Below are 21441 nucleotides of genomic sequence, written 5' to 3' on the forward strand. Positions count from 1 at the left end.
CATGACCGTTTGCGCCGGATTCCTCTTTACCTTCAGGAGACATTCCATGCCAGCACTGGCCCGCACGGAAAAAATCGCACCTGCCGTATCGCAAAAGAAAAGTGCAAGCGTCGTCGCCCTGCCCGGCCGGCGGGCCTCAAAATTCAAGCCGAAACAGGTCGCGCTTGCCGCTGCCCGCAACGTCCTGCCGCCGCTGACCGTGCTCACCTTCATTCTGGTGATCTGGCAAGTTCTCTGTTCGGGAGCGGGCGCTACACTGCCGCCGCCAACGCAGGTCTGGCAGGAAAGCTACGACCTGATTGCCTATCCGTTCTTCAAATACGGGTCGCAGGATATCGGGCTTGGATGGCGAGTGCTGATCTCGCTGCAGCGCGTCGCTTATGGCTTCGGGCTTGCAGCCGTCGCCGGCATCCTGATCGGCGCCCTGATCGGCCAGTCGATCTGGGCGATGCGCGGTCTCGACCCGATCTTCCAGATCCTGCGCACCGTTCCGCCGCTCGCCTGGCTGCCGCTATCTCTGGCGGCCTTCCAGGACTCGAACCCCTCGGCCATCTTCGTCATCTTCATCACATCTATCTGGCCGGTGATCATCAACACCGCCGTCGGCGTCCGCAACATCCCGCAGGATTATCGCAACGTCGCCAAGGTGCTTTGCCTCAATCAGTTCGAATTCTTCTTCAAGATCATGCTGCCGTCGGCGGCCCCCTACATCTTCACCGGCCTTCGCATCGGCATCGGCCTGTCATGGCTTGCCATCGTCGCGGCAGAAATGCTCACCGGTGGCGTCGGCATCGGCTTCTTCATCTGGGATGCGTGGAACTCGTCGCGCCTGCCCGACATCATCGTCGCGCTGGCCTATATCGGCGTCGTCGGCTTCATCCTCGACAAGCTGGTCTCAGCCGTCGGCACCATCGTAACCCGCGGCGCATCCGCATCTTGAGGGACCCGATCATGAACGCCTATTTGAAACTCGATCATATCGAAAAGCATTTCGACCGGGGCGGCCAACGCGCCGAAGTGCTTAAGGGGATCAACCTGACCGTCGCCAAAGGCGAGTTCGTGTCGATCATCGGCCATTCCGGCTGCGGAAAATCGACACTGCTCAATCTTATCGCCGGCCTGACGCCGGTCTCGTCCGGCGCCGTGCTGCTGGAAAACCGCGAGGTCAATGCGCCCGGTCCGGAACGCGCTGTCGTGTTCCAGAACCACAGCCTGCTGCCCTGGCTGACTGTCTATGAAAACGTCAATCTCGCCGTCTCCAAGGTTTTCGGCAGGACCAAGAGCAAGACCGAGCGCCATGACTGGGTGATTGCCAATCTGGACCTGGTCCAGATGGCGCACGCTAAGGACAAGCGGCCATCCGAGATCTCTGGTGGCATGAAGCAGCGCGTCGGCATCGCTCGCGCCCTTGCCATGGAGCCGAAGATCCTGCTGCTCGATGAGCCCTTCGGCGCGCTCGATGCCCTGACGCGGGCACATCTGCAGGATGCGGTGATGGAGATCCACCTCCGTCTCGGCAACACCATGCTGATGATCACCCACGACGTCGACGAGGCCGTACTCTTGTCCGACCGCATCGTCATGATGACCAACGGTCCTGCTGCCTGCATCGGCGAGGTGCTCGATGTGCCGATCGCCCGGCCGCGCAACCGTATCGAGCTTGCCTCCGACCGGACCTATCTCAAATGCCGCGAGGCGGTGCTAAAATTCCTCTACGAGCGCCACCGCTTCGTCGAAGCCGCGGAGTGACCGGCATGACCCAGAAACTCGTCATCATCGGCAATGGCATGGCGCCCGGCCGGATGTTGGAGCACCTGTTCGAACAGGCACCCGGCCAATACGACGTCACGATCTTCAACGCCGAGCCCCGCGTCAACTACGACCGCATCATGCTCTCGCCTGTCCTATCCGGCGAGAAGACCTACGAGCAAATCGTCATCCATGGTGACGGCTGGTACATCGAAAACGGTATCACCCTCTACAAGGGTCACAAGATCATCGCGATCGACCGTGCCGCCAAGACCGTTACCTCTGATCACGGCGTGACCGAGAGCTACGACAAGCTGGTGATCGCCACCGGCTCCATGCCCTTCATCATTCCGGTACCCGGCAAGGATCTGCCGGGTGTCATCACTTATCGTGACATCGACGACGTGCAAGCCATGCTACTGGCCGCCCAGTCGCGCGAAAAGGCCATCGTCATCGGCGGCGGCCTTCTCGGCCTCGAAGCGGCGGCAGGCCTCAATTCGCGCGGCATGGACGTCACCGTGCTGCATGTCATGCCGACGCTGATGGACCGCCAGCTCGATCCGGCGGCCGGTTACCTGTTGCAGCGCGCCTTCGAGGAACGCGGCATCAAGGTCGTCACCAAGGCCAACACCAAGCAGATCGTCGGCAACAGCAAGGTCGAAGGCATCGAGCTGGACGATGGTACGATCATGCCGGCAAGCCTCGTTGTCATGGCCGTTGGTATCCGCCCGAATGCGGCAATTGCCAAGGAAGCAGGCCTTGCGGTCAACCGCGGCATCGTCGTCGATTCCGGCATGCAGACCTCGGATGGCGATATCCTGGCGCTTGGCGAGTGCGCCGAAGTCGGCGGCATGGTCTACGGTCTCGTCGCGCCCCTCTACGAAATGGCGCGTATTGCCGCATCGCATCTGGCCGGCGACCGCACGCCCGCCTTCGTCCATTCGGACACGCCGACGAAACTCAAGGTCACCGGCATCAACCTTTTCTCGCTTGGCGACTTTTCCGAAGGCGAAGACCGTGAGGAGATTGTGCTGCGCGACGCCGCCGCCGGCGTCTACAAGAGGCTTGTACTGAGGGACAACCGTATCATCGGCACGGTGCTCTACGGTGAAACCGCCGACGGCGCCTGGTTCAACGACCTGAAGAAAAAAGCCACTGATATCTCCGAAATGCGCGAAACGCTCATTTTTGGCCAGGCCTACCAGGGAGGGTCCCCGCTGGACCCTACGGCGGCCGTTGCAGCCTTGCCGGATGATGCGGAAATCTGCGGCTGCAACGGCGTCTGCAAGGGCAAGATCACATCGACAATCGCCGGCAAGGACCTGACCTCGCTGGACGAGGTGCGCGCCCACACCAAGGCGTCCGCCTCCTGCGGTTCCTGCACCGGCCTCGTCGAACAGCTGATGAGCATCACGCTGGGCGACGCCTACAATCCGAAGGCCGTGCAACCCATGTGCGGCTGCACCGATCTCGGCCATGACGACGTGCGCCGCCTGATCATGGCCAAGGGGCTGAAAACCATTCCGGCGGTCATGCAGGAACTGGAGTGGAAGACCTCCTGCGGCTGCGCCAAATGCCGACCGGCGCTCAACTATTACCTCGTCTGCGACTGGCCGAATGAGTATGCCGACGACTATCAGTCGCGTTTCATCAACGAGCGCGTCCATGCCAATATCCAGAAAGACGGCACCTATTCCGTCGTGCCGCGCATGTGGGGCGGCGTGACCAATGCGGGCGAACTGCGGGCGATCGCCGATGTCGTCGACAGGTTCGAGATCCCGATGGTGAAAGTCACCGGCGGCCAGCGTATCGATCTGCTCGGCATCGAGAAGGAAGATCTGCCCGCCGTCTGGGCTGATCTCGGCAAGGCCGGCTTCGTCTCCGGCCAGGCCTATGCCAAGGGCCTGCGCACGGTAAAAACCTGCGTCGGCTCCGACTGGTGCCGCTTTGGCACGCAGGATTCGACCGGGCTCGGCATCCGCATCGAGAAGTTCATGTGGGGCTCCTGGACACCGGCGAAGCTGAAGCTGGCCGTCTCTGGCTGTCCGCGCAACTGCGCCGAGGCGACCTGCAAGGATATCGGCGTCATCTGCGTCGATTCAGGCTTCGAGATCCATTTCGCCGGTGCCGCCGGTCTCGACATCAAGGGCACGGAAGTACTTGGCCTCGTCAAAACCGAGGACGAGGCGCTGCGCTATATCGTGGCGCTGACGCAGATGTACCGCGAGCAAGGCCGCTATCTCGAGCGCATCTATAAATGGGCTAAACGCATCGGGCTGGACGAAATCCGCCGCCAGATCATGGGCGATGCCGACAAGCGCCAGGCCTATTACGAGCGCTTCGTATTTTCCCAGAAGTTCGCCCAGGTCGATCCCTGGTCGGAGCGCGTCTCCGGTAAGGACAAGCATGAATTCCGGCCGATGGCGACGGTCGGCTATCCGGAGGCGGCGGAATGATGGAGATGGACATGAACTGGGTTGGTATCGGCGATATCACCGAAATCCCGCTGCGTGGCGCGCGCTGCGTCAAGACCCCGCAAGGCAAGATCGCCGTATTCCGTACGGCCGACAATGAAGTGTTTGCCATCGAGGACCATTGCCCGCACAAGGGCGGGCCGCTCAGCCAGGGTATCGTTCACGGAACGGCTGTCACCTGCCCGCTGCACAACTGGGTCATCTCGCTCGAAACCGGCAAGGCGCTAGGCGCCGATCAGGGCGAGGTACGAACGATCCGGGTGCGCAACGACAATGGTGCTCTCTCCATCGCGCTCGAAAGCCTGATGATGGCGGCGGAATAGGCCTATGTCAGAGTTTGCGGCAGCCCCCTCCTCCATCAGTTTCGCTGACATCTGCCCCACAAGGGGGGAGATCATTCTATTCCCTCTTGGTCTAGTAAGCGAGGGACGCAAGAAGCGTACGGTCAATCTCGCCCCTTGTGGGGGAGATGTCCCGGAGGGACAGAGGGGTGTAACGCACCTCAACCTCGAAATGCGGATACGGGGCACCTCTCATGTCCACTGAGACCAAGACCACTTGCCCCTATTGCGGCGTCGGTTGCGGCGTCATCGCAAAAATCGACGCCAACGGCACGGTCAGCGTCAAGGGTGACCCGGATCATCCAGCCAATTTCGGAAGGCTCTGTTCCAAGGGTTCGGCGCTGGCCGAAACCGTCGATCTTGACGGACGGGTTCTTCACCCGCAAATCAGTGGAGAGCGTGCAAGCTGGGACAAGGCGCTGGATCTGGTGGCCTCGCGCTTCTCGGAAACCATCGCAGAACATGGCCCGGATTCGGTGGCCTTCTACGTCTCCGGCCAGTTGCTGACCGAAGATTATTATGTCGCCAACAAGCTGATGAAAGGCTTCATCGGCTCGGCCAATATCGACACAAATTCCCGGCTCTGCATGTCCTCCTCCGTCGCGGGCCATCGCCGTGCTTTCGGCGCCGATACCGTGCCGGGCACCTACGAGGATATCGAGCTTGCAGATCTCGTCATCCTAACCGGCTCCAACCTCGCCTGGTGCCATCCGGTGATCTACCAGCGCCTCGCCGCCGCCAAGGCCGCCCGCCCATCGATGAAAGTCGTGGTCATCGACCCGCGCCGCACGATGACGGCCGATATCGCCGACCTACATCTGGCCATCCGACCGGATGGCGACGTGTCGCTGTTCATGGGCCTGCTGGCCCATCTGGCCGGCACTTCTGCGATCGATCAGAACTATATCGGAACGCACACCAACGGTTTTGCCGAAACCTTTGCTGCTGCATCGGCCCTCGGCATCGCAGACCTGATGGAGCGCACAGGCCTGCCCTCCATGCAGTTGCGCCAGTTCTTCCGGATGTTTCAAGAAACGCAGAAAGTCGTCACCTGCTATAGCCAGGGCGTCAACCAGTCGGCATCGGGCACCGACAAGGTCAACGCCATCATCAATTGCCACCTGGCGACAGGACGCATCGGCCAGCCAGGCATGGGCCCGTTCTCGCTGACCGGCCAGCCGAACGCTATGGGCGGTCGCGAGGTCGGCGGTCTGGCCAACATGCTGGCCGCCCATATGGCGATCGAAAGTCCTGAAGATTGCGACCGCGTCAAGCGCTTCTGGAAATCGCCAGACATTGCCCGCAAACCCGGCCTCAAGGCCGTCGAGATGTTCCGCGCCGTGGCCGATGGCAGGATCAAGGCGCTCTGGATCATGGCCACCAACCCGGTTGTCTCGATGCCTGACGCGAATGCGGTGGCCGCTGCAATCGCTGCCTGTCCCTTCGTCGTGGTCTCGGACGTCCTTCAGGAAACCGACACGACGCAATACGCCCATGTCCTTTTGCCTTCTCTCGGCTGGGGCGAGAAGGACGGCACGGTCACCAATTCCGAACGTCGCATTTCCCGCCAACGTACGTTTCTTCCCGCGCTTGCCGAAGCCAAGCCCGACTGGTGGCAAATGGCCGAAGTCGGACGTCGCATGGGCTTTGCCGACCCCTTTTCCTTCCCCGCCGCAGCCGATGTCTTTGCCGAGCACGCTGCCCTCTCGGCTTTCGAAAACGACGGCAGCCGGGATTTCGATATCGGCGCTCACGCGAGGACCGATACTGCTACCTACGACGCCTTGGCACCGTTTCAATGGCCGCAGCAGGCAGACACAGACGCGCGGATCACGCGTTTCTTCAGTGATGGCGGCTTCTTCCACGCCGATCGTAAGGCGCGCTTCATTGCCGTTAGCGCTCCCGTTTCCGATCGAACCAATGCCGACTTCCCGCTGACGCTCAATACCGGCCGCATCCGCGACCAGTGGCACACGATGACGCGGACCGGCAAAAGCGCCCGCCTCTCCGCCCATATCGCCGAGCCCTTCGCCGAAATCCACCCGCGCGACGCAATGGAGATCGGTGTCTCCAGCGCGTCGCTCGTCGAGATCGAAAGCCCCTACGGGAAGGCCGTAGTGCGTGCCCTGGTCACCGACCGGCAGGCGCGCGGCAGCCTGTTCGTGCCGATGCACTGGAACGACCAGTTTGCCGCGAAAGCCCGTATCGACGCGGTCGTCGCGCCAGTGACAGACCCTATATCCGGCCAGCCGGCTTCCAAGAACGTCGCCATCGCTGCCCGGCCGCTGAAGGTGGAAAGCTACGGCTTTGCCGTCTCCTTCGCCAAACCGCAAAACCTCGACACCGCTTACTGGGCTCTGGCGAAGGCGGTCGGCGGCTGGCGGCTGGAGCTTGCATTCGATGCAGCACCGGACAGTTGGACGGAATGGTGCCGAGCCCATTTCGGCATTCCCGATCATATCGAACCGCTCGGTTATGCGGACTCACAATCCGGCAACTTGCGCCTCGCTTTCTTCGACGGCAGCCGGCTACTTGCCGCCTTCTTCCTCGCCCGCCGCCCCGTCGCCGTCGCCCGCAACTGGGCGATTGAGCAGCTCACCGTCCAGCATACCGAACTCGCCAAACGCTTCGCCGTCGTCGCGGGACGTCCCGGTGCCGGACGCATGGATCCGGGGGCCTCCGTCTGCTCGTGTTTCTCCGTCGGCGTCAACCAGATCGTCGAGGCCGTGCGCGGCGGCTGTCACAGCGTCGAGGCGGTCGGCAGGGAATTGAACGCCGGAACCAATTGCGGCTCGTGCCGCGCGGAAATCAGGGGGATCATCGATGGATGTCTTGCAGCTGCTGCCGAGTGACCGAAACGACGCCCCCGCCCGCATGGCGCCACTTGCCAAGCTGCCGGTCTTCTGGGCGCTCAACGGAAAACGCGTCCTCGTCGCCGGGGGATCGAACGCCGCCGCCTGGAAGGCGGAGTTGCTGGCCGCCTGCGGCGCCGAGGTCCATGTCTACGCCGAAGACCTGAGCGAGACGTTTTCAACCCTCATCGCTCGGGGTTCGGAATCCGAAAACGGACGGTTTGTTCATCACGCCCATAAGTGGAATGCCGCTGCGTTCGGCGATCCGGTCATTGCCATCGCCGACTGCGAAGACGGTGAGGCAGCCGCGGCCTTCTTCGATGCCGCCTGCAAGGCCGGCGTCCCGGTCAACGTCATCGACAAACCAAGATACTGCCAGTTCCAGTTCGGCGCGATCGTCAACCGCTCCCCTGTAGTCGTCGCCATCTCTACCGACGGCGCGGCCCCGATCCTGGCCCAAGCCATCCGCCGCCGGATCGAGACATTGTTGCCGCCGTCGCTAAAATCATGGGTGGCGCTGGCGCATTCCATCCGCGACAAGGTTAATGCTAAGGTAAGCCCCGGAGCGCCAAGACGCGCCTTCTGGGAAAGCTTCGTCGATCGCGCTTTCGGCGCGCCGCCAGAGGCAAACACGGAGGCCAATCTGATCTCCAACGCTCGCCGCAGTGTCCACAACATGAAATCGCCCATCGGGCGCGTGACCCTCGTCGGCGCCGGTCCTGGCGATGCGGAACTTTTGACGCTGAAAGCTGTGCGCGCCCTTCAGGCCGCCGACGTCATCTTGTTTGATGATCTGGTCTCCGATGAGGTGTTGGAACTCGCCCGCCGCGAGGCAAAGCGAATGCTAGTAGGAAAACGCGGCGGCCGGACGAGCTGCAAGCAGGAAGACATTAACGCCATGATGGTCACGCTTGCCAAGGCCGGCAAGCGCGTCGTGCGGCTGAAATCCGGCGACCCAATGATCTTCGGCCGCGCTGGCGAGGAGATCGCCTGTCTCGAAGAGGCGGGCATCCCCGTCGATGTCGTACCCGGCATCACCTCGGCTAGCGCCATGGCAGCAAGGCTCGGCGTCTCGCTGACGCACCGCGACCATGCGCAGGCGGTCCGTTTCGTCACAGGCCACTCGCGGTTCGGCTCCTTGCCAGCCGACATGGCTTGGCACGATCTCGCTCATGCACGGACAACGACGATCTTCTACATGGGCGGTCGTACCGCAGCCCAGATCCGGATCCGGCTGTTGGAAGCCGGGATGAATGCTGACACACCCGTTGTAGTCGTCAGTGCAGTGACCCGCAACAATGAAGCCCGATGGTGTGGACGATTGAACGATCTGGCTTCAGCCGTCGTGGGCATGGGCGTCGACCATCCGATCCTGATCGGAGTGGGGCATGTATTCGCTCAGCTAGAATCCGCGCACAAGGCGTCAACGAAGCACCGGCGATCGGGAAAATACAAAGTCGTGGGGGAGCGCGCATGATCCTCTTGGACACTGTTGCCCCCTTCGCCCTGAGCTTGGCAATCGGGTTGAGCTGGGGAGGTTTTCGTCCAATTTTCTCGCGCGCGACCAGCGAAGCCACGCTGCGCTCGCCGGTGACAACGCTGGCGAGTGCAATCTGCGTAACCTCATTAGGAATGGCATTCAATGCTGAATCTACTGGACTTATGGGAATTGTTGCAGCAAGCGGTTTGTTTTTGGGAGTACTACTCGAAAAGTCTCCCGTGCACCCACCAAAGGTCTTCGCCCTGAGCCTAGCTGGCGCCCTTTTGGTTTTCCACCTGTCCATTATGGCTTGAGTATTAGAAATGTTCAATCCTGGGATGTCCTACCAAGTGGGTACCTTAACCGGTTTCCAGGCAACGGAACACATTTGCCTGTCACTGTTCCTTGTTTGCAGGCCCGGGCTCTTGGCGAGGTAGGTCGATATGAGCAATGCGGCAATTGCTGAGGCGACCGTGTTTGTGACGGCGAACACGTATGACCCAAAGGAATTTCTATCGCTTTCTCCGACTGAATCTCGAAAAGCCGATGACATACCGCTTCCGAGCCCTAGTTCACGCTGAACACCATGGCCACCGGCATCGACTTGCCCGGCCATTCGAAAGGAAAGGGAGAAAACAATGGCAAGCAATGCTTTGAAAGCACTTCTCGGCGTATTAGCCGTCGCTGGCTACCAAAACCGGGACAAGATCACGGAAATACTTCGCGGCCTTCGTAATCCATCGCAACTAGGCCCCGACGGCCAAACTCAATCGGGGGGGCTTGGGGATATTCTGGGCGGTCTGTCCGGAGGCAGTTTGGGTGGGCTGGGCGACCTTTTCCGAGGTGGTGCGAGTGGCGGATCGCTAAGCGGCGGACTGGGCGACCTCCTCAAGCAATTTGAACAAAAAGGTCAGGGCGAAACGGCAAAGTCGTGGGTCGAGCCCGGCCCAAACAAAGACATCGACGACAGCCAGCTTTCCGAAGTCCTCGGGCCGGAGATCTTGGATGACCTGGCGGCCAAGACGGGGTTGTCGCGCGACGAAATTCTCAGCCGCCTGAGCCGCGATCTGCCCAAGGCAGTGGACGACATGACGCCCGGTGGTCAACTGCCGGCAGACGACGTAGACGATTTGAATCCGACAGCGATGACGTCCGTACCTCCCATAAAGCCGCAAATGGTTTGACCAGGCAACTCATCGCGGAAATCTCCACCGAGCGGGTATTGCGGGCAAAACAACAGTCTGCGCCGGGTCATTGACCCGGCGACACTGCAACATACTGGTAATAAGCCCATACGATAAGCACGACCGCGATCGCAGCGAGCCAGATCAGCGTCTTTTTCTGTCCGGAAGAGACTGTTCTCGGCTGCTTTTTCGGTTTCGGGCGCTGGAATTTTACAATGTTATCGTCGTTCATGCTGGTTCCTCTCGAAGATCGCTTTTTCGATAGCATGGGAACGGGTGGCGACGATACGCACTCTCCACACAGCGTTCCCTTGTTCCGTCGTGGCGGCTCCTTGGTCCGTGCGGTTTCAACGCGCGCCCTCCAAAGCGACGTCGCGCCCAGGGTTGGACGCTCTGCAAGGCAATGGTCTGCCTGATCATCGGCGACGACGGTGTGCAAGGTCGACCTGGTGGAAAAGCGCCGTTGAAACCACCAGCACAAACTGCTCTACGCCGCCTCGTCAGCGCCGTGCTTTAACATGGTTGCAGGGGAGATCGGGCCAGCCAGATAAAACGCAGAGCCGGCCTTATTGGTCGCTTCTCAGGTACTCCCAACGCATCTCAATGAACGCGATTTGGATGCGCATCAGTCAAGTAGAAGCGTTGCTGCGTCGATGCGCAATAAAGCGTGGGCGCCATCTGCTCGAACCACTGCCCGCATCATCAAATAGCCCCGTTTGGTAGAGGATAGTGAAATTCGAACGGCAGCACCTATGTCTGCCAAGCGAACACCGACGTGAGGGATAGATGTCAGCGGAAGTCAGACGACGCGCTGCGGAGAACGCGTTTCAACGTGCGCAGCAGGCCGGCCATGTTATTGAGCAGGATCAAAGGTTCCACACGTGGATCGAGGAATGGATTTCCGGACGAATGACGATGCCGGAAGTTGCAATGCGGTACCGTGCCTTAGTCATCGAACGATCGGCCGCCCGTCGTGCTGGCACCGCTCCTCACCTGTCTGAGATCTTGCAAAAAACAAAGACGGCGAGCGGAGCGGAGCCTGAACAGCCCTTCGACCTGGAAACCGAGATCAACCGCCTCATGGCGGAAGACCAGCGATAGCCAACGGTTTGACGTGGTATCGGGCCGATTTTGCAACGTGGCTTGACGACAGCCATACGGGCGAGGACGTCAATGAAGATGTTCAGGTCAAGGGCTACCAGCGTGGGCGCGCTGGCACTCTGGGTTCGCCTCTTTGGGCCAAGTCGAACTAACCCAAAACAGCTTAGGCTGATCTGCGAACCCTAGACACAATGCCAAGATTTGATTGTGACGGTTAAATGACATTTTCTTCTCAGAACAAGCATGAAAAAAATTGTGAAAGTGTCGGACAACACGAATTAAATCCATCACGCGCTGGTCGATGGCGCTCAGGCTGGGCGGAGTGACAAAGCCCTATTTCAACACGTTGTTGAAGAGTGTCCCAAGGCGACAAGCAAGAAGATCGTGAAGGCGTCGCTGCTGGCGTTAAGTGACCCTATTTGAAAGACGCGAAGATACTTCACACAGTTTATGCGCTCGCCATCAAGCACCGTCTCGATCCCTGGTCGAAGGACGATATGGAGGAGCCGGATACAGGCATGGTCGGCGCCCCCAAAGCAAGCAAGCGATCATCGAAAAAAGCAGTAACATCAGTCTGGACTCGCTGCGTGGAAAGAGCGGTCGCCGCTGTCCTTGGTGTGAGGAAAGCGTGAATATTGTCTGCGGTGGTTTGAATACCCGCCACTTGGCCCCGCGCATGCTAATTTCGACGGCCTGCGGACGGTAATCTCAGCGTTCCCGGGAGCAGAGGCCGTAGAGGCCGGCGCTCTGCCGTAAAGATTGCCCAAAAGCCCGCCGATCGTGCCGCCATTGTCATCGAAGTACGGAACCATGAACCTTATAGTGGTCGTGAGCGTTCCAATGCCGATAACAGGAAGGTGCGAATATGACCGAAACAGAGTTAAAACTCGAATTCCTCCCGGCCGACATTGAAAGATTGCTAGGATCCGACCTGCTCGGCGAACCAGCCGACAGCATCAGGCAGGATTCAACTTACTTCGATACGGGTGACCACCGTCTTCGCGCCGCTGGGTTTAGTCTTCGTATTCGCCGTTCGGGAGGCCAAAGCGTGCAGACGGTGAAGGCGACAGGGCCAGGTGCCTCCCTGTTTGCCCGCAGTGAATGGGAGACGTCTATCACACGCGACATGCCAGTCTTTGATCACTCCACTCCACTCCTTAACGAATTCGGACCGGTCGCTGCGGATTTATCACCGCAGTATGAAATCTCGATCCACAGGCGCGTCTGGAGCTTGACTGAGGATGGGTCTAATATCGAGGCTGTTATCGACACGGGGCACGTCGATGCGTGGGATCGTCAGACATCCATTCTCGAATTAAAGCTTGAGCTTAAGGATGGCAACGCACGTGATCTCTTCACTTTCGCACGGAAAATAGAAGCGGTCGCATCGTTCAAATTCGCCGTGCTTTCCAAAGCAGAGCGAGGCTATCGATTGCTGGAGGCGCAGCTGTCCGTTTACAAAGCCGAGCCAATCGAGCTGGAGCCCGGCTCATCAGTGACCGAAGCGTTCCAAGCGATCGCCGCGTCGTGTTTCAGACAGTTCCGTTTAAACGAGACCCTATTGCTGGAAAGAAAGAATGCCGCGGCGCTTCACCAAGCGCGCGTGGCGCTCAGACGTTTGCGCTCGGCAATTTCTTTGTTCACGCCGATCTTTACAGATGACACAGCAAAACGGATGTCGGACGAATTCCGCTGGCTCGCTGGCGTGCTTGGCGAAGCCCGCAACCTCGACGTCCTGACTGCGCAGGCACACGAGCTGCGGGATCGGCTTGTTGAAGCCGGCACAGCCGCCTATGCGGATGTTGAAGACGCTCTGTCCTCCTTTCGTGCTAGGGCACTCATGGTGGATTTCAACGAATGGCTGCAATGCGGCGAGTATCTAGCCTCCGCCGCTGTGCTAGAGGCGCCGCGCAGCTCAGCGACCGATTTTGCGTGCGAGGCGATGGACAGGCTACGCAGGAAACTGAAGAAACGTGGACGCAATCTTGCAGGGGGAAGATGAACACCGGCACGAGGCGCGAAAGAATGCAAAGAAACTTCGTTACGCCGCCGAGTTTTTCGGCTCCCTGTTTGCCGGCAAGCGGGCAGCTCGTCGATACAAGCGTTTTATTGATGCTGTGGAAAAGCTCCAGGACCAACTTGGCGCGTTGAACGATCTCGCCACTGGACCCGACGTTCTGGACAAGTATGGATTGCGCGATCACCCAGAGGCCGATCGGCTTGTCTCTCATGCTGATAAGTCAGCACTCATTCATAAGGCTCAAGACGCGCTCGACGACGTGCTCGACGCCAAGAGGTTCTGGAAGTGACAGTCACCCGTCATTGAGCGGTCGCAAATACGCGGTAAATTCAAGGGGAGCACATCCCCTTCATTGTGCCATTCATTTGGACCTCGCGTTTGCGAGGTCTTTTTTTGGATAGCTGTTAAAGTCCGAATAGCCCTTCTCGGAGAGGGCGAGAAGGGCTGAAGGTTTTCGTGCTGAAAAGGCCACGCTTACAAAGGTCCGCCCTAGGCCACATTCAATATTACTAATTTATGTGAATGCCTGATGTCAGCCTGGTGTGATGCGACAACAACGCCGCAAGGTAGCTAAGGCCGGAGGCTTGGAGTCACCAAAGAACGCTTAAAAGTCGCTGTGAACTCAGTTCCGGTGTGCGTCTCCCGCTCATCTGTTCACCGTCCTGTGGATTGAACATCTTGCTACAATTTGTAAGATAATCGCGACTACGCACGTTCCGCACGACTTCAGCTCAATCTCGGTCTATGGCCAGTCTAATATTCGTCCAAGGCGTTGTTCTGCAAAGGTTCAGCTTCGGGGCTGACGCAGTCGGCGCCTACCACACCGGCTTTGCCCGGAGCGGAGGGAGCGGTCAATCAGCGCGCCAACACGAGATCGAGCGAGGTGCGGCCGTGAGGAGCTTGAGAGCTTCACCTATTAGGTAGATATCATTACGGACGTTGCCGACCATTTCGGTCGGTACCGCCTCAAGCGTCGGGAAAGCGGCGACCTCCGCAAACCACAACGGCGGGAACGGAAGTTTATTTTGTTCCCGAGGATCATTTTCCGTCACCCTGCGTTGTACCTGTTGGGATTCTGTACCTTTGGTGGTCTACAGAAGCCGAGACATTCGTGCAGCGCGTGGATTTTTCAAGCGGTTGAGAAGCAACCGCAAGATTCCCGCTGGGTTTGAATAACGCGCAGGTGCTGCCGCAAAACTCCTTTGTGCGCTGCCACAGATTGCCTGGGCAGCTTGGCAGCACTTACCGAGAAGGGATCATATGACGATGTCGAAATCCGAGGCACACCAGCCTGTAAAAGATGGTTGGCTTGCCGAGCGCCAGTTGCTCAGGGCCATGATCGACCAGGTGCCTGATTACCTTTTCGTCAAGGACCTAGATGGCCGCTTTGTCATGGTGAACCAAGCCGTCGTTCATATCCACGGCTTCGACACGCCTGAGCAGTTGATCGGCAAAAATGACTTCGATCTGCATGATGCCGGAAGTGCCGCGATATTTTTCGACATAGAGCAAAACGTCATTCACTCGACCCACGCGATGATCGACATGGAAGAGCTTGTCGTCGATGCCAACACCGGCGCAAAAAAGTGGCTTTCGACAACGAAAGTGCCCATGCGCAACGAGAACAATGTTGTCGTTGGCCTCGTTGGTATTTCCCGCGATATCACCGCCCGCAAGAAGGACGATTTTTTAAGGGACGAGCAAGCGGCGGTCCTCGAAATGATCGCCTTGAACTTGCCGCTGGAGGCAATTTTAGACCGGCTCGTTCTTTTGATGGAAAGCCAGCTAGAAGGTATTCTCGGCGCGATTTCGTTGGTGGACGAATCGGGCAAATATCTAAGGCACGGGGCAGCACCAACGCTGCCAATGGCGTACTGCCGAGCGTTTGATGGCAACGAAATCGGCTCGGGCATCGGCGCAACGTTCGCACCTCACCGCGAAAGCGTGGTTACATCGGACATTGCCGACGATCCACTCTGGACGGATCTTCGGAACCTGGCCCTACGGCCTAATCTGCGATCCTGCTGGTCGAGCCCCATCCTGTCGCATCATGGAGCGGTGCTGGGTACCTTAGCGATGTACTCCGATGTTGCCCGTCATCCCGGAACAACAGAGAAAAATCTTCTCCAAATGACAACGCGGATTGCCGCCATTGCTATCGAACGGCAGCATGCGGAAGATCGGATCAGCTTCATGGCACATCACGATATGCTCACCGGACTTCCCAACCGCAGTTTGCTCACGGATCGTCTCACTCAAGCCATGCTGCAGACCGAGCGCCATAATCCGTGGGTTTCGGTCGTCTTTGTCGATCTCGACAATTTCAAACTCGTGAACGATAGCCTTGGTCACAACGTCGGTGATAAAGTCCTGAAAACAGTTGCCCAACGCATGTTGGATTGTGTCCGTTCAACAGATGCCGTGGTCCGCCTCGGCGGTGACGAGTTCATTATCTTGCTGACTGACATGCCCGCCAACACGGACGCAATTTCTGCGAGCCTGCATCAGATCAAGATGGCGATAGCAGAACCGATCAGCATCAACGACCAAGTCTTACATGTCACCTGCAGCATGGGCGTTGCAACCTTTCCACATGACGGAACCGAGGCGGAAATGTTGATCGCGAACGCAGACGCCGCGATGTATAAGGCCAAGGATGCCGGCCGCGACAACTTCGAGTTCTTTACCGCCGAAATGAACACGCGGGTACATGAGCGTTTGGCACTACAGGACGGTATCCGCCAAGGCATTGCGCGCTCCGAATTCCATTTGGTCTATCAGCCCCAGGTAGACTTGAAATCTGGAAAGATGTTCGCGGTGGAAGCTCTCGTCCGTTGGCACCATCCCACCCTCGGCATCATATCTCCAATCCAGTTTATTCCCCTTGCCGAGGAGACGGGGCTAATCGTGCCGCTAGGGAATTGGGTGCTGCATGAAGCATGTCGGCAGAACAAACAATGGCAGGATGAGGGTCATGCGCCCATCACGGTCTGTGTCAACGTGTCGGCGCGCCAGTTTCAGGACGAGAACTGGACAGATCGTGTACTGCGCACCTTGTCCGAGACCGGACTGGATCCAAAATACCTTGAGCTGGAGCTGACGGAGAGCCTTGTCATGCGTGACGTTGAACGGGCGATAGCAACCATGAAAGATCTTCAGGTCGCCGGAATTGCTTTCGCCATCGATGACTTTGGGACGGGTTATTCCAGCTTAAGTGCGTTGAAGAACTTACCAGTCTCCCGGCTTAAGATCGATCAGTCGTTCGTACGCAATCTGGTCGAGGACGAAGACGACAGGACGATCGCCGCTGCGGTCATCTCGCTTGGGCAGAAGCTCAATTTGAAAGTCATTGCCGAGGGGGTCGAGACGGATGAACAGTTGGCGTTCCTGCGCGAAAACCAATGCGACGAAATCCAGGGTTACCATTTCAGCAAGCCGGTAGACGCAAAGGCAATCGAGGCGTTGCTCGCTGTACAAGCATCAGGGCGACCGCAGGTTGATACCGAGGCTTCAGAATGACGGCCTCAGCGCTAAACAGAACGGGCTTTGCGGTCGCTGTGATCGATGCCCTTTCGGCGCACATTTGCGTCTTGGATCGCCAAGGGGTGATCATGGCAGTCAATCGGGCCTGGCGAAAGTTTGGCGCGGAAAACGCGCATGGGGTCGAGTTTTCCGATATCGGGCAGGATTACCTGCAGATTTGTCGAAACTCATCTGGGCCAGGCGCTATAGAGGCAGACGACTTTGCAGTTGGCGTGCGAGCGGTCCTTGACCGTAGAACTCCGCTTTTTCAGTTGGAGTATCCGTGTCATTCGCCGACAGCCTTCAGATGGTTTTTGGGTCGCGTGACCCCGCTGAACTTGCCAGACGGGGGCGCGGTCATTTCGCATGAGAACATCACCAGTCGCCGGGTTCTGGAAATCGAACTCGCCAAGCTCGCGGACACGGATCCTTTGACCGGGCTTCCCAATCGACGCTATTTTCTGGACAGGGCCAACATCCAGCTCGAGAAAGTGCACATGTTTTACACAAAGGCCTCGCTTGTTATGATCGATGTCGATCATTTTAAAACGGTCAATGATACCCACGGCCATCCGGCTGGGGATGAGGTCCTGAAATCTATCAGCCGTGGCTGCTTTGAACGTCTGCGGCAGAGTGATGTCATGGCTCGGTTCGGAGGGGAGGAGTTTATCATCCTGCTGCCCGAGACCGGTGTGATGGACGCTGCCGTCCTCGCAGAGACACTCCGCAAATCGGTAGAGGAAAGCGTTATCGAGATTGACGGCGGGGTAGTTTCCGTCACTGCTAGCTTTGGCGTCGCTGAAATCAGAATTGAAGATCTGACGATAGATACGGCATTGGCCCGCGCGGACAGGGCCCTTTACAAAGCTAAGCGCGCTGGCAGAAATTGCGTGAGGCAGGAGGACTTGCGGACGTCTTCAACGACCTGAAGTGGAAGTGGTGAGTTTTCTGATACTTAGTAAACAATCTTGGCATCTGCGTCGCGGAGGGCATCGGGCCGAACAGTTGCTTGGAATGGGTTGTTCTTGGCAAGGGTACCGATGCTCCAACGCCGTCGATCGAAAGACTGAAACTGCGCTCCTGAGCAGTTCGGTCAACTGGAGTTGTCCGGAGACGGACGTCAGAAATCCGGAAGCTAAGCAAGAGTTATTGACCAAGATATCATTGCGGGCGGATTAAAGCGGCGCTGGTAGTCCTCTTATCAACCCTTGTAGAATGGGCCTTGAGCTTTGGGGTTATCGAACCATTAACCATTTCCAATGACTGTATTCGTTGGGCGGTTTTCGCCTGCTCCAGAGGAATACGACCATGTCGCCATCGCTCGGCTCGCTGATTTTTAGAGGTGCAATGCTGTGGGTGTCTATGGGCGCTGTATTCCCTGCGGCAGCGAGTTCTTTGACGCCAGAAGCGATCAATACTGCACCATTGGATGTTATTCCCGCGATCTACACGCCAATGTCAAAAGAGATCGATCCGGTGGTTACGGCCGGCATAACGCCGGTATCTGTCGATGCGGATGCAGTTGCACTACCGTTCGACACGAACACGCCATCCGCGTCTGTCGCGCGTCTTCAGGTCCTGCTTGACCGCGCCGGAGCGTCTCCGGGCATCATCGATGGGCTGGATGGGGGGAACTTGCGGAGTGCGCTTTCAGCATTCGAAGCCATGCACGGTCTTTCTGCAGATGGCAAAATCGGGTCGCAGGTAATTGCTGCCATCGATGACCCCAACCAGGTGATCGGCAGCTATGTCATTACAAGCAAGGATATTTCTGCGGTTGTCGGTCCGATCCCCAAGGACTATGCGCAAATGGCAAATATGAAATATCTAGGCTATGCAACCGTGACCGAGGGGCTGGCCGAACGGTTTCACATGGGAGAAGATCTTCTGACGGCACTCAATTCAAGCGCTCGATTTGTCGAAGGCGAAACGATATTCGTTGCTGATCTTGGGGGAAACAAAACGGGCAAGGCGGTCAGGCTTGAAGTCGACAAAGCCCGAGGCCAGGTTAGAGCCTACGCGGCTGACGGATCGTTGCTGGTTGCATATCCCGCGACAATCGGCAGCGAAACCAACCCTTCGCCATCCGGAACGCATACGGTTAAGACAGTCGTCGTGAACCCTGACTATACGTACAATCCCAAAATCAACTTTCAACAGGGAAACAACGACACTGTCCTGACCCTTCCTCCTGGTCCCAATGGCCCGGTTGGAACCGTGTGGATCGACTTGTCTGAGCCAACCTTCGGAATTCACGGTACACCGGAGCCGAGCCGTATCGACAAGACAGGCTCGCACGGATGTGTTCGTTTGACCAATTGGGATGCGGAAGAGCTTGCCAAATTGCTGACAAAAGACGTTCCGGTTGAATTTATGTGAGCCTAAGCCGCGGACCGCTGATCGGGACGATCCCAGTTGCGGTTCTGAGGCGAAAGAACGACTGCTCGCCCTGAAAGTATATGAACCGCAGACACACCAAATCCCACAGCTCCATCAAGGTGCACTAAACTGAATTACTTGCCCAATCTTCATGCCCGTGGCGAATTCGTACTACAAAAATTGTCTCATCGTCATCGATCCGATAAATGATTAGATGCGCTTTGAAGGGATGAATTCTAACGGGCGGATCAATCTCATCCCGTTCGCGCGCGATGCTTGGATTGACAGATATCAGATCAAATAATGCGAAAAGTTCATCGTGATAGCGCTTTGCCTGGTCTACTCCGAACATGCGGGCACCTTGCTCGGCGATCGCAATAATGTCCTCTTCCGCCTCGACAGAAAGCTTAAAACTCATGACTTGCTGGCACGAGCCATCGCCTCAGCAAAGAGTTCATCCTTTGATCGAATGCCAACGCCGCTTTGGAACCCGGCCTCCACGAAACTTTGCATGGCGGCAATCTTGTCGTTTCGTGTCTGGTCGCGTCGGATCAGGTCGCGCACGTAGTCGCTAGCGTTGGAATATCGCCCGGTCCTGGCTTGGGCCTCTACCCAGTCCTTCATCGGTTCTGGAAGAGATACGTTCATCGTGGCCATCGATAACCTCCATTTGAAGACACCATTATCGATTTTGGCAAAGTTTGTCAAAAAGTTCGAATGGCTCAACATACCAACGCCTTAACGCTTACCGCTGTGATGATGGATCGGACATCAAATCACACCAGCTTTCCCGAGCACCTTAGGCGTAGTCGGAGATCATAGGGCACACGTTCGGGACGACACCAAGCGGAAATGCGCTGGATGGGAGAACCGCACGCGCGTTGACGGGGAGATCGCCAAAGCAACAAAAAATTGCTGCCAGCGGCCGCAGAGAAGGCCGCTTCGATATTCCTCCCGCCATCGAGCCGGCTATGATCGCGACAGTCCGTAGCGGCCCGCATCGGAGAACCTTTCTGAGAACTCCGAGCGGGTGGAATGAGTCTTAGTGCATAAGCCATGACCCAGGCTAATCAGGCTGCTTTCGGCGGTGGGATGGATCGTATGGCTGCGCGACATTTATCAGTCGGGTCGCGATCGTTGTTAACGTCGCCGCAATGTCCGTCCAGCTTAGATTTCGTGATGGATCTGACCTAAAGTCGCGACATGCCCGAAGTCGAAAACTGCCGCCAACATTGTAGGCTGGAGAGACCAGACCACTAACAGGCAGCTGTGATAACCGCTCCGACCTCATCAAAAAGCGACAAGCGGAGATCGTCGATACGAATTCCCACTGTCTCGCCAATGCCGTAGACGTTATCAGCTGGCGCGCTGACATTGATCAAGCCAAGCTTGGGATTACGCACGAACACGGAAGTCGTGCCGCCAAGATATTCGCTTGCCTCGACTGTTCCACGGCAGTGGCCGCTTTCTGGGGCAACCAGCGACAAATGTTCGGGTCGCGCCCCGAGTTGCACAGGAGCCGCATTGCTTGTCAGAGGCACCTCAATCAGACCTTCGCCAGACAGATCAATCTGGCCATGGCCGTTTCGACGGCAGGGCAGAACGTTCATCTTGGGGCTACCGATGAATTGAGCGACAAACAGATTGGCCGGCTTTTGATACAGCTCGTTTGGAGTTCCCTGCTGCATGACACTGCCGTCTTTCAGTACGACGATACGGTCTGCCAATGTCATCGCCTCGACTTGGTCGTGGGTGACGTAGATCATGGTCGCACCAAGCGTCCGGTGAAGCTTGGCGATCTCAAGCCGCATATCGACGCGAAGGGCCGCATCAAGATTTGACAACGGTTCGTCGAACAGAAAGCCGACCGGTTCGCGCACGATCGCCCGCCCGATGGCAACGCGCTGGCGCTGGCCGCCGGAAAGCTCTTTCGGATAACGGTCTAGCAGCGGAGTCAACTTTAGCGTATCGGCTGCCGCATCCACTTTTGCCTTGACAGTGCCGGCCGGAAGCTTGGCGAGTTTCAATCCAAATCCCATGTTCTGACGAACGGTCATGTGCGGGTAAAGGGCGTAGGACTGGAACACCATGGCGAGCTTGCGCTCGACCGGTGAGGCGGCGGTGACGTCGTCGCCGTCGATGAGGATCTGGCCGGACGTTGTCTGCTCCAACCCCGCAATCATCCGCAGAAGGGTGGATTTTCCGCAGCCGGATGGGCCGACGATCACGACAAACTCACCATTGGCAATCTCCAAATCGAGATCCCTGATGATCTCAACGGTGCCGTATTGCTTGCCAGCCTTGCGCAGTGAAATCGTACCCATGGTTATCTCCTAAAG

Annotated in this window: 16 protein-coding genes and 2 pseudogenes; 14 read left to right on the top strand and 4 right to left on the bottom strand. The window is 57.9% G+C overall.

Annotation, left to right across the window (positions count from 1 at the left end; all coding sequences use genetic code 11):
* Window positions 1-46 precede the first annotated feature (46 nt).
* From ntrB to ACP7BS_RS09610, 8 genes are all read left to right on the top strand, one after another.
* Window positions 47-940, top strand: a complete 894-nt coding sequence (gene ntrB / locus ACP7BS_RS09575; protein ID WP_426230470.1) for a nitrate ABC transporter permease — start codon at window positions 47-49, stop codon at window positions 938-940.
* Window positions 941-951: 11 nt separating this feature from the next.
* The gene (locus ACP7BS_RS09580) at window positions 952-1749 is read left to right on the top strand and encodes an ABC transporter ATP-binding protein (RefSeq protein ID WP_426237812.1); all 798 of its coding nucleotides are present in this window, start codon (window positions 952-954) and stop codon (window positions 1747-1749) included.
* Between the two features lie 5 nt (window positions 1750-1754).
* Window positions 1755-4205, top strand: a complete 2451-nt coding sequence (nirB, locus tag ACP7BS_RS09585) for a nitrite reductase large subunit NirB (protein WP_426230472.1) — start codon at window positions 1755-1757, stop codon at window positions 4203-4205.
* A gap of 5 nt (window positions 4206-4210) precedes the next feature.
* Window positions 4211-4546, top strand: coding sequence for a nitrite reductase small subunit NirD (gene nirD / locus ACP7BS_RS09590; protein ID WP_426230759.1), 336 nt, complete (start codon window positions 4211-4213; stop codon window positions 4544-4546).
* A gap of 212 nt (window positions 4547-4758) precedes the next feature.
* The gene (locus ACP7BS_RS09595) at window positions 4759-7416 is read left to right on the top strand and encodes a molybdopterin-dependent oxidoreductase (RefSeq protein WP_426237814.1); all 2658 of its coding nucleotides are present in this window, start codon (window positions 4759-4761) and stop codon (window positions 7414-7416) included.
* A complete protein-coding gene (cysG, locus tag ACP7BS_RS09600) occupies window positions 7388-8893 on the top strand; it encodes a siroheme synthase CysG (RefSeq protein WP_426237816.1) in 1506 nt (501 codons plus the stop codon). Before ACP7BS_RS09595 ends, cysG begins: the two co-directional genes overlap by 29 nt.
* Window positions 8890-9210 carry a hypothetical protein gene (locus ACP7BS_RS09605; protein ID WP_426230475.1) on the top strand — a complete coding sequence of 107 codons (321 nt, stop codon included), beginning with the start codon at window positions 8890-8892 and terminating at the stop codon, window positions 9208-9210. Before cysG ends, ACP7BS_RS09605 begins: the two co-directional genes overlap by 4 nt.
* Before the next feature lie 324 nt (window positions 9211-9534).
* Window positions 9535-10080, top strand: a complete 546-nt coding sequence (locus tag ACP7BS_RS09610; RefSeq protein WP_426230476.1) for a YidB family protein — start codon at window positions 9535-9537, stop codon at window positions 10078-10080.
* 67 nt (window positions 10081-10147) lie between these two features.
* Here the strand turns inward: ACP7BS_RS09610 and ACP7BS_RS09615 are convergent, their stop codons facing one another.
* Window positions 10148-10312 carry a hypothetical protein gene (locus ACP7BS_RS09615; protein ID WP_426230477.1) on the bottom strand — a complete coding sequence of 55 codons (165 nt, stop codon included), beginning with the start codon at window positions 10310-10312 and terminating at the stop codon, window positions 10148-10150.
* A 554-nt stretch (window positions 10313-10866) separates the two neighbouring features.
* Between ACP7BS_RS09615 and ACP7BS_RS09620 the strand changes: the two genes are divergently transcribed.
* The 6 genes and pseudogenes from ACP7BS_RS09620 to ACP7BS_RS09645 all read left to right on the top strand — a co-directional run bounded on the left by ACP7BS_RS09620 (window position 10867) and on the right by ACP7BS_RS09645 (window position 19102).
* A complete protein-coding gene (locus tag ACP7BS_RS09620; protein ID WP_426230478.1) occupies window positions 10867-11181 on the top strand; it encodes a hypothetical protein in 315 nt (104 codons plus the stop codon).
* Between the two features lie 282 nt (window positions 11182-11463).
* Window positions 11464-11813: pseudogene (locus tag ACP7BS_RS09625) on the top strand (hypothetical protein).
* A 233-nt stretch (window positions 11814-12046) separates the two neighbouring features.
* A pseudogene (locus ACP7BS_RS09630) lies at window positions 12047-13490 on the top strand (CHAD domain-containing protein).
* A gap of 971 nt (window positions 13491-14461) precedes the next feature.
* Window positions 14462-16720, top strand: coding sequence for a sensor domain-containing protein (locus tag ACP7BS_RS09635; RefSeq protein ID WP_426230480.1), 2259 nt, complete (start codon window positions 14462-14464; stop codon window positions 16718-16720).
* Window positions 16717-17652: a diguanylate cyclase gene (locus tag ACP7BS_RS09640; protein WP_426237818.1), complete on the top strand. Its 936-nt coding sequence runs from the start codon at window positions 16717-16719 to the stop codon at window positions 17650-17652. The genes ACP7BS_RS09635 and ACP7BS_RS09640 overlap by 4 nt, the downstream gene beginning before the upstream one ends.
* A 379-nt stretch (window positions 17653-18031) precedes the next feature.
* The gene (locus ACP7BS_RS09645) at window positions 18032-19102 is read left to right on the top strand and encodes a L,D-transpeptidase family protein (protein ID WP_426237820.1); all 1071 of its coding nucleotides are present in this window, start codon (window positions 18032-18034) and stop codon (window positions 19100-19102) included.
* Between the two features lie 124 nt (window positions 19103-19226).
* Here the strand turns inward: ACP7BS_RS09645 and ACP7BS_RS09650 are convergent, their stop codons facing one another.
* The 3 genes from ACP7BS_RS09650 to ACP7BS_RS09660 all read right to left on the bottom strand — a co-directional run bounded on the left by ACP7BS_RS09650 (window position 19227) and on the right by ACP7BS_RS09660 (window position 21426).
* Window positions 19227-19520, bottom strand: coding sequence for a type II toxin-antitoxin system RelE/ParE family toxin (locus tag ACP7BS_RS09650; protein ID WP_426237822.1), 294 nt, complete (start codon window positions 19518-19520; stop codon window positions 19227-19229).
* On the bottom strand, window positions 19517-19759 hold the full coding sequence (locus ACP7BS_RS09655; RefSeq protein ID WP_426230484.1) for a type II toxin-antitoxin system ParD family antitoxin: 243 nt from the start codon (window positions 19757-19759) through the stop codon (window positions 19517-19519). The genes ACP7BS_RS09650 and ACP7BS_RS09655 overlap by 4 nt, the downstream gene beginning before the upstream one ends.
* A gap of 599 nt (window positions 19760-20358) precedes the next feature.
* Window positions 20359-21426, bottom strand: coding sequence for an ABC transporter ATP-binding protein (locus tag ACP7BS_RS09660; protein ID WP_426237824.1), 1068 nt, complete (start codon window positions 21424-21426; stop codon window positions 20359-20361).
* Window positions 21427-21441: the final 15 nt, after the last annotated feature.

Source organism: Pararhizobium sp. DWP1-1-3, from assembly GCF_049896125.1.
Classification (GTDB): Bacteria; Pseudomonadota; Alphaproteobacteria; order Rhizobiales; family Rhizobiaceae; genus Pararhizobium.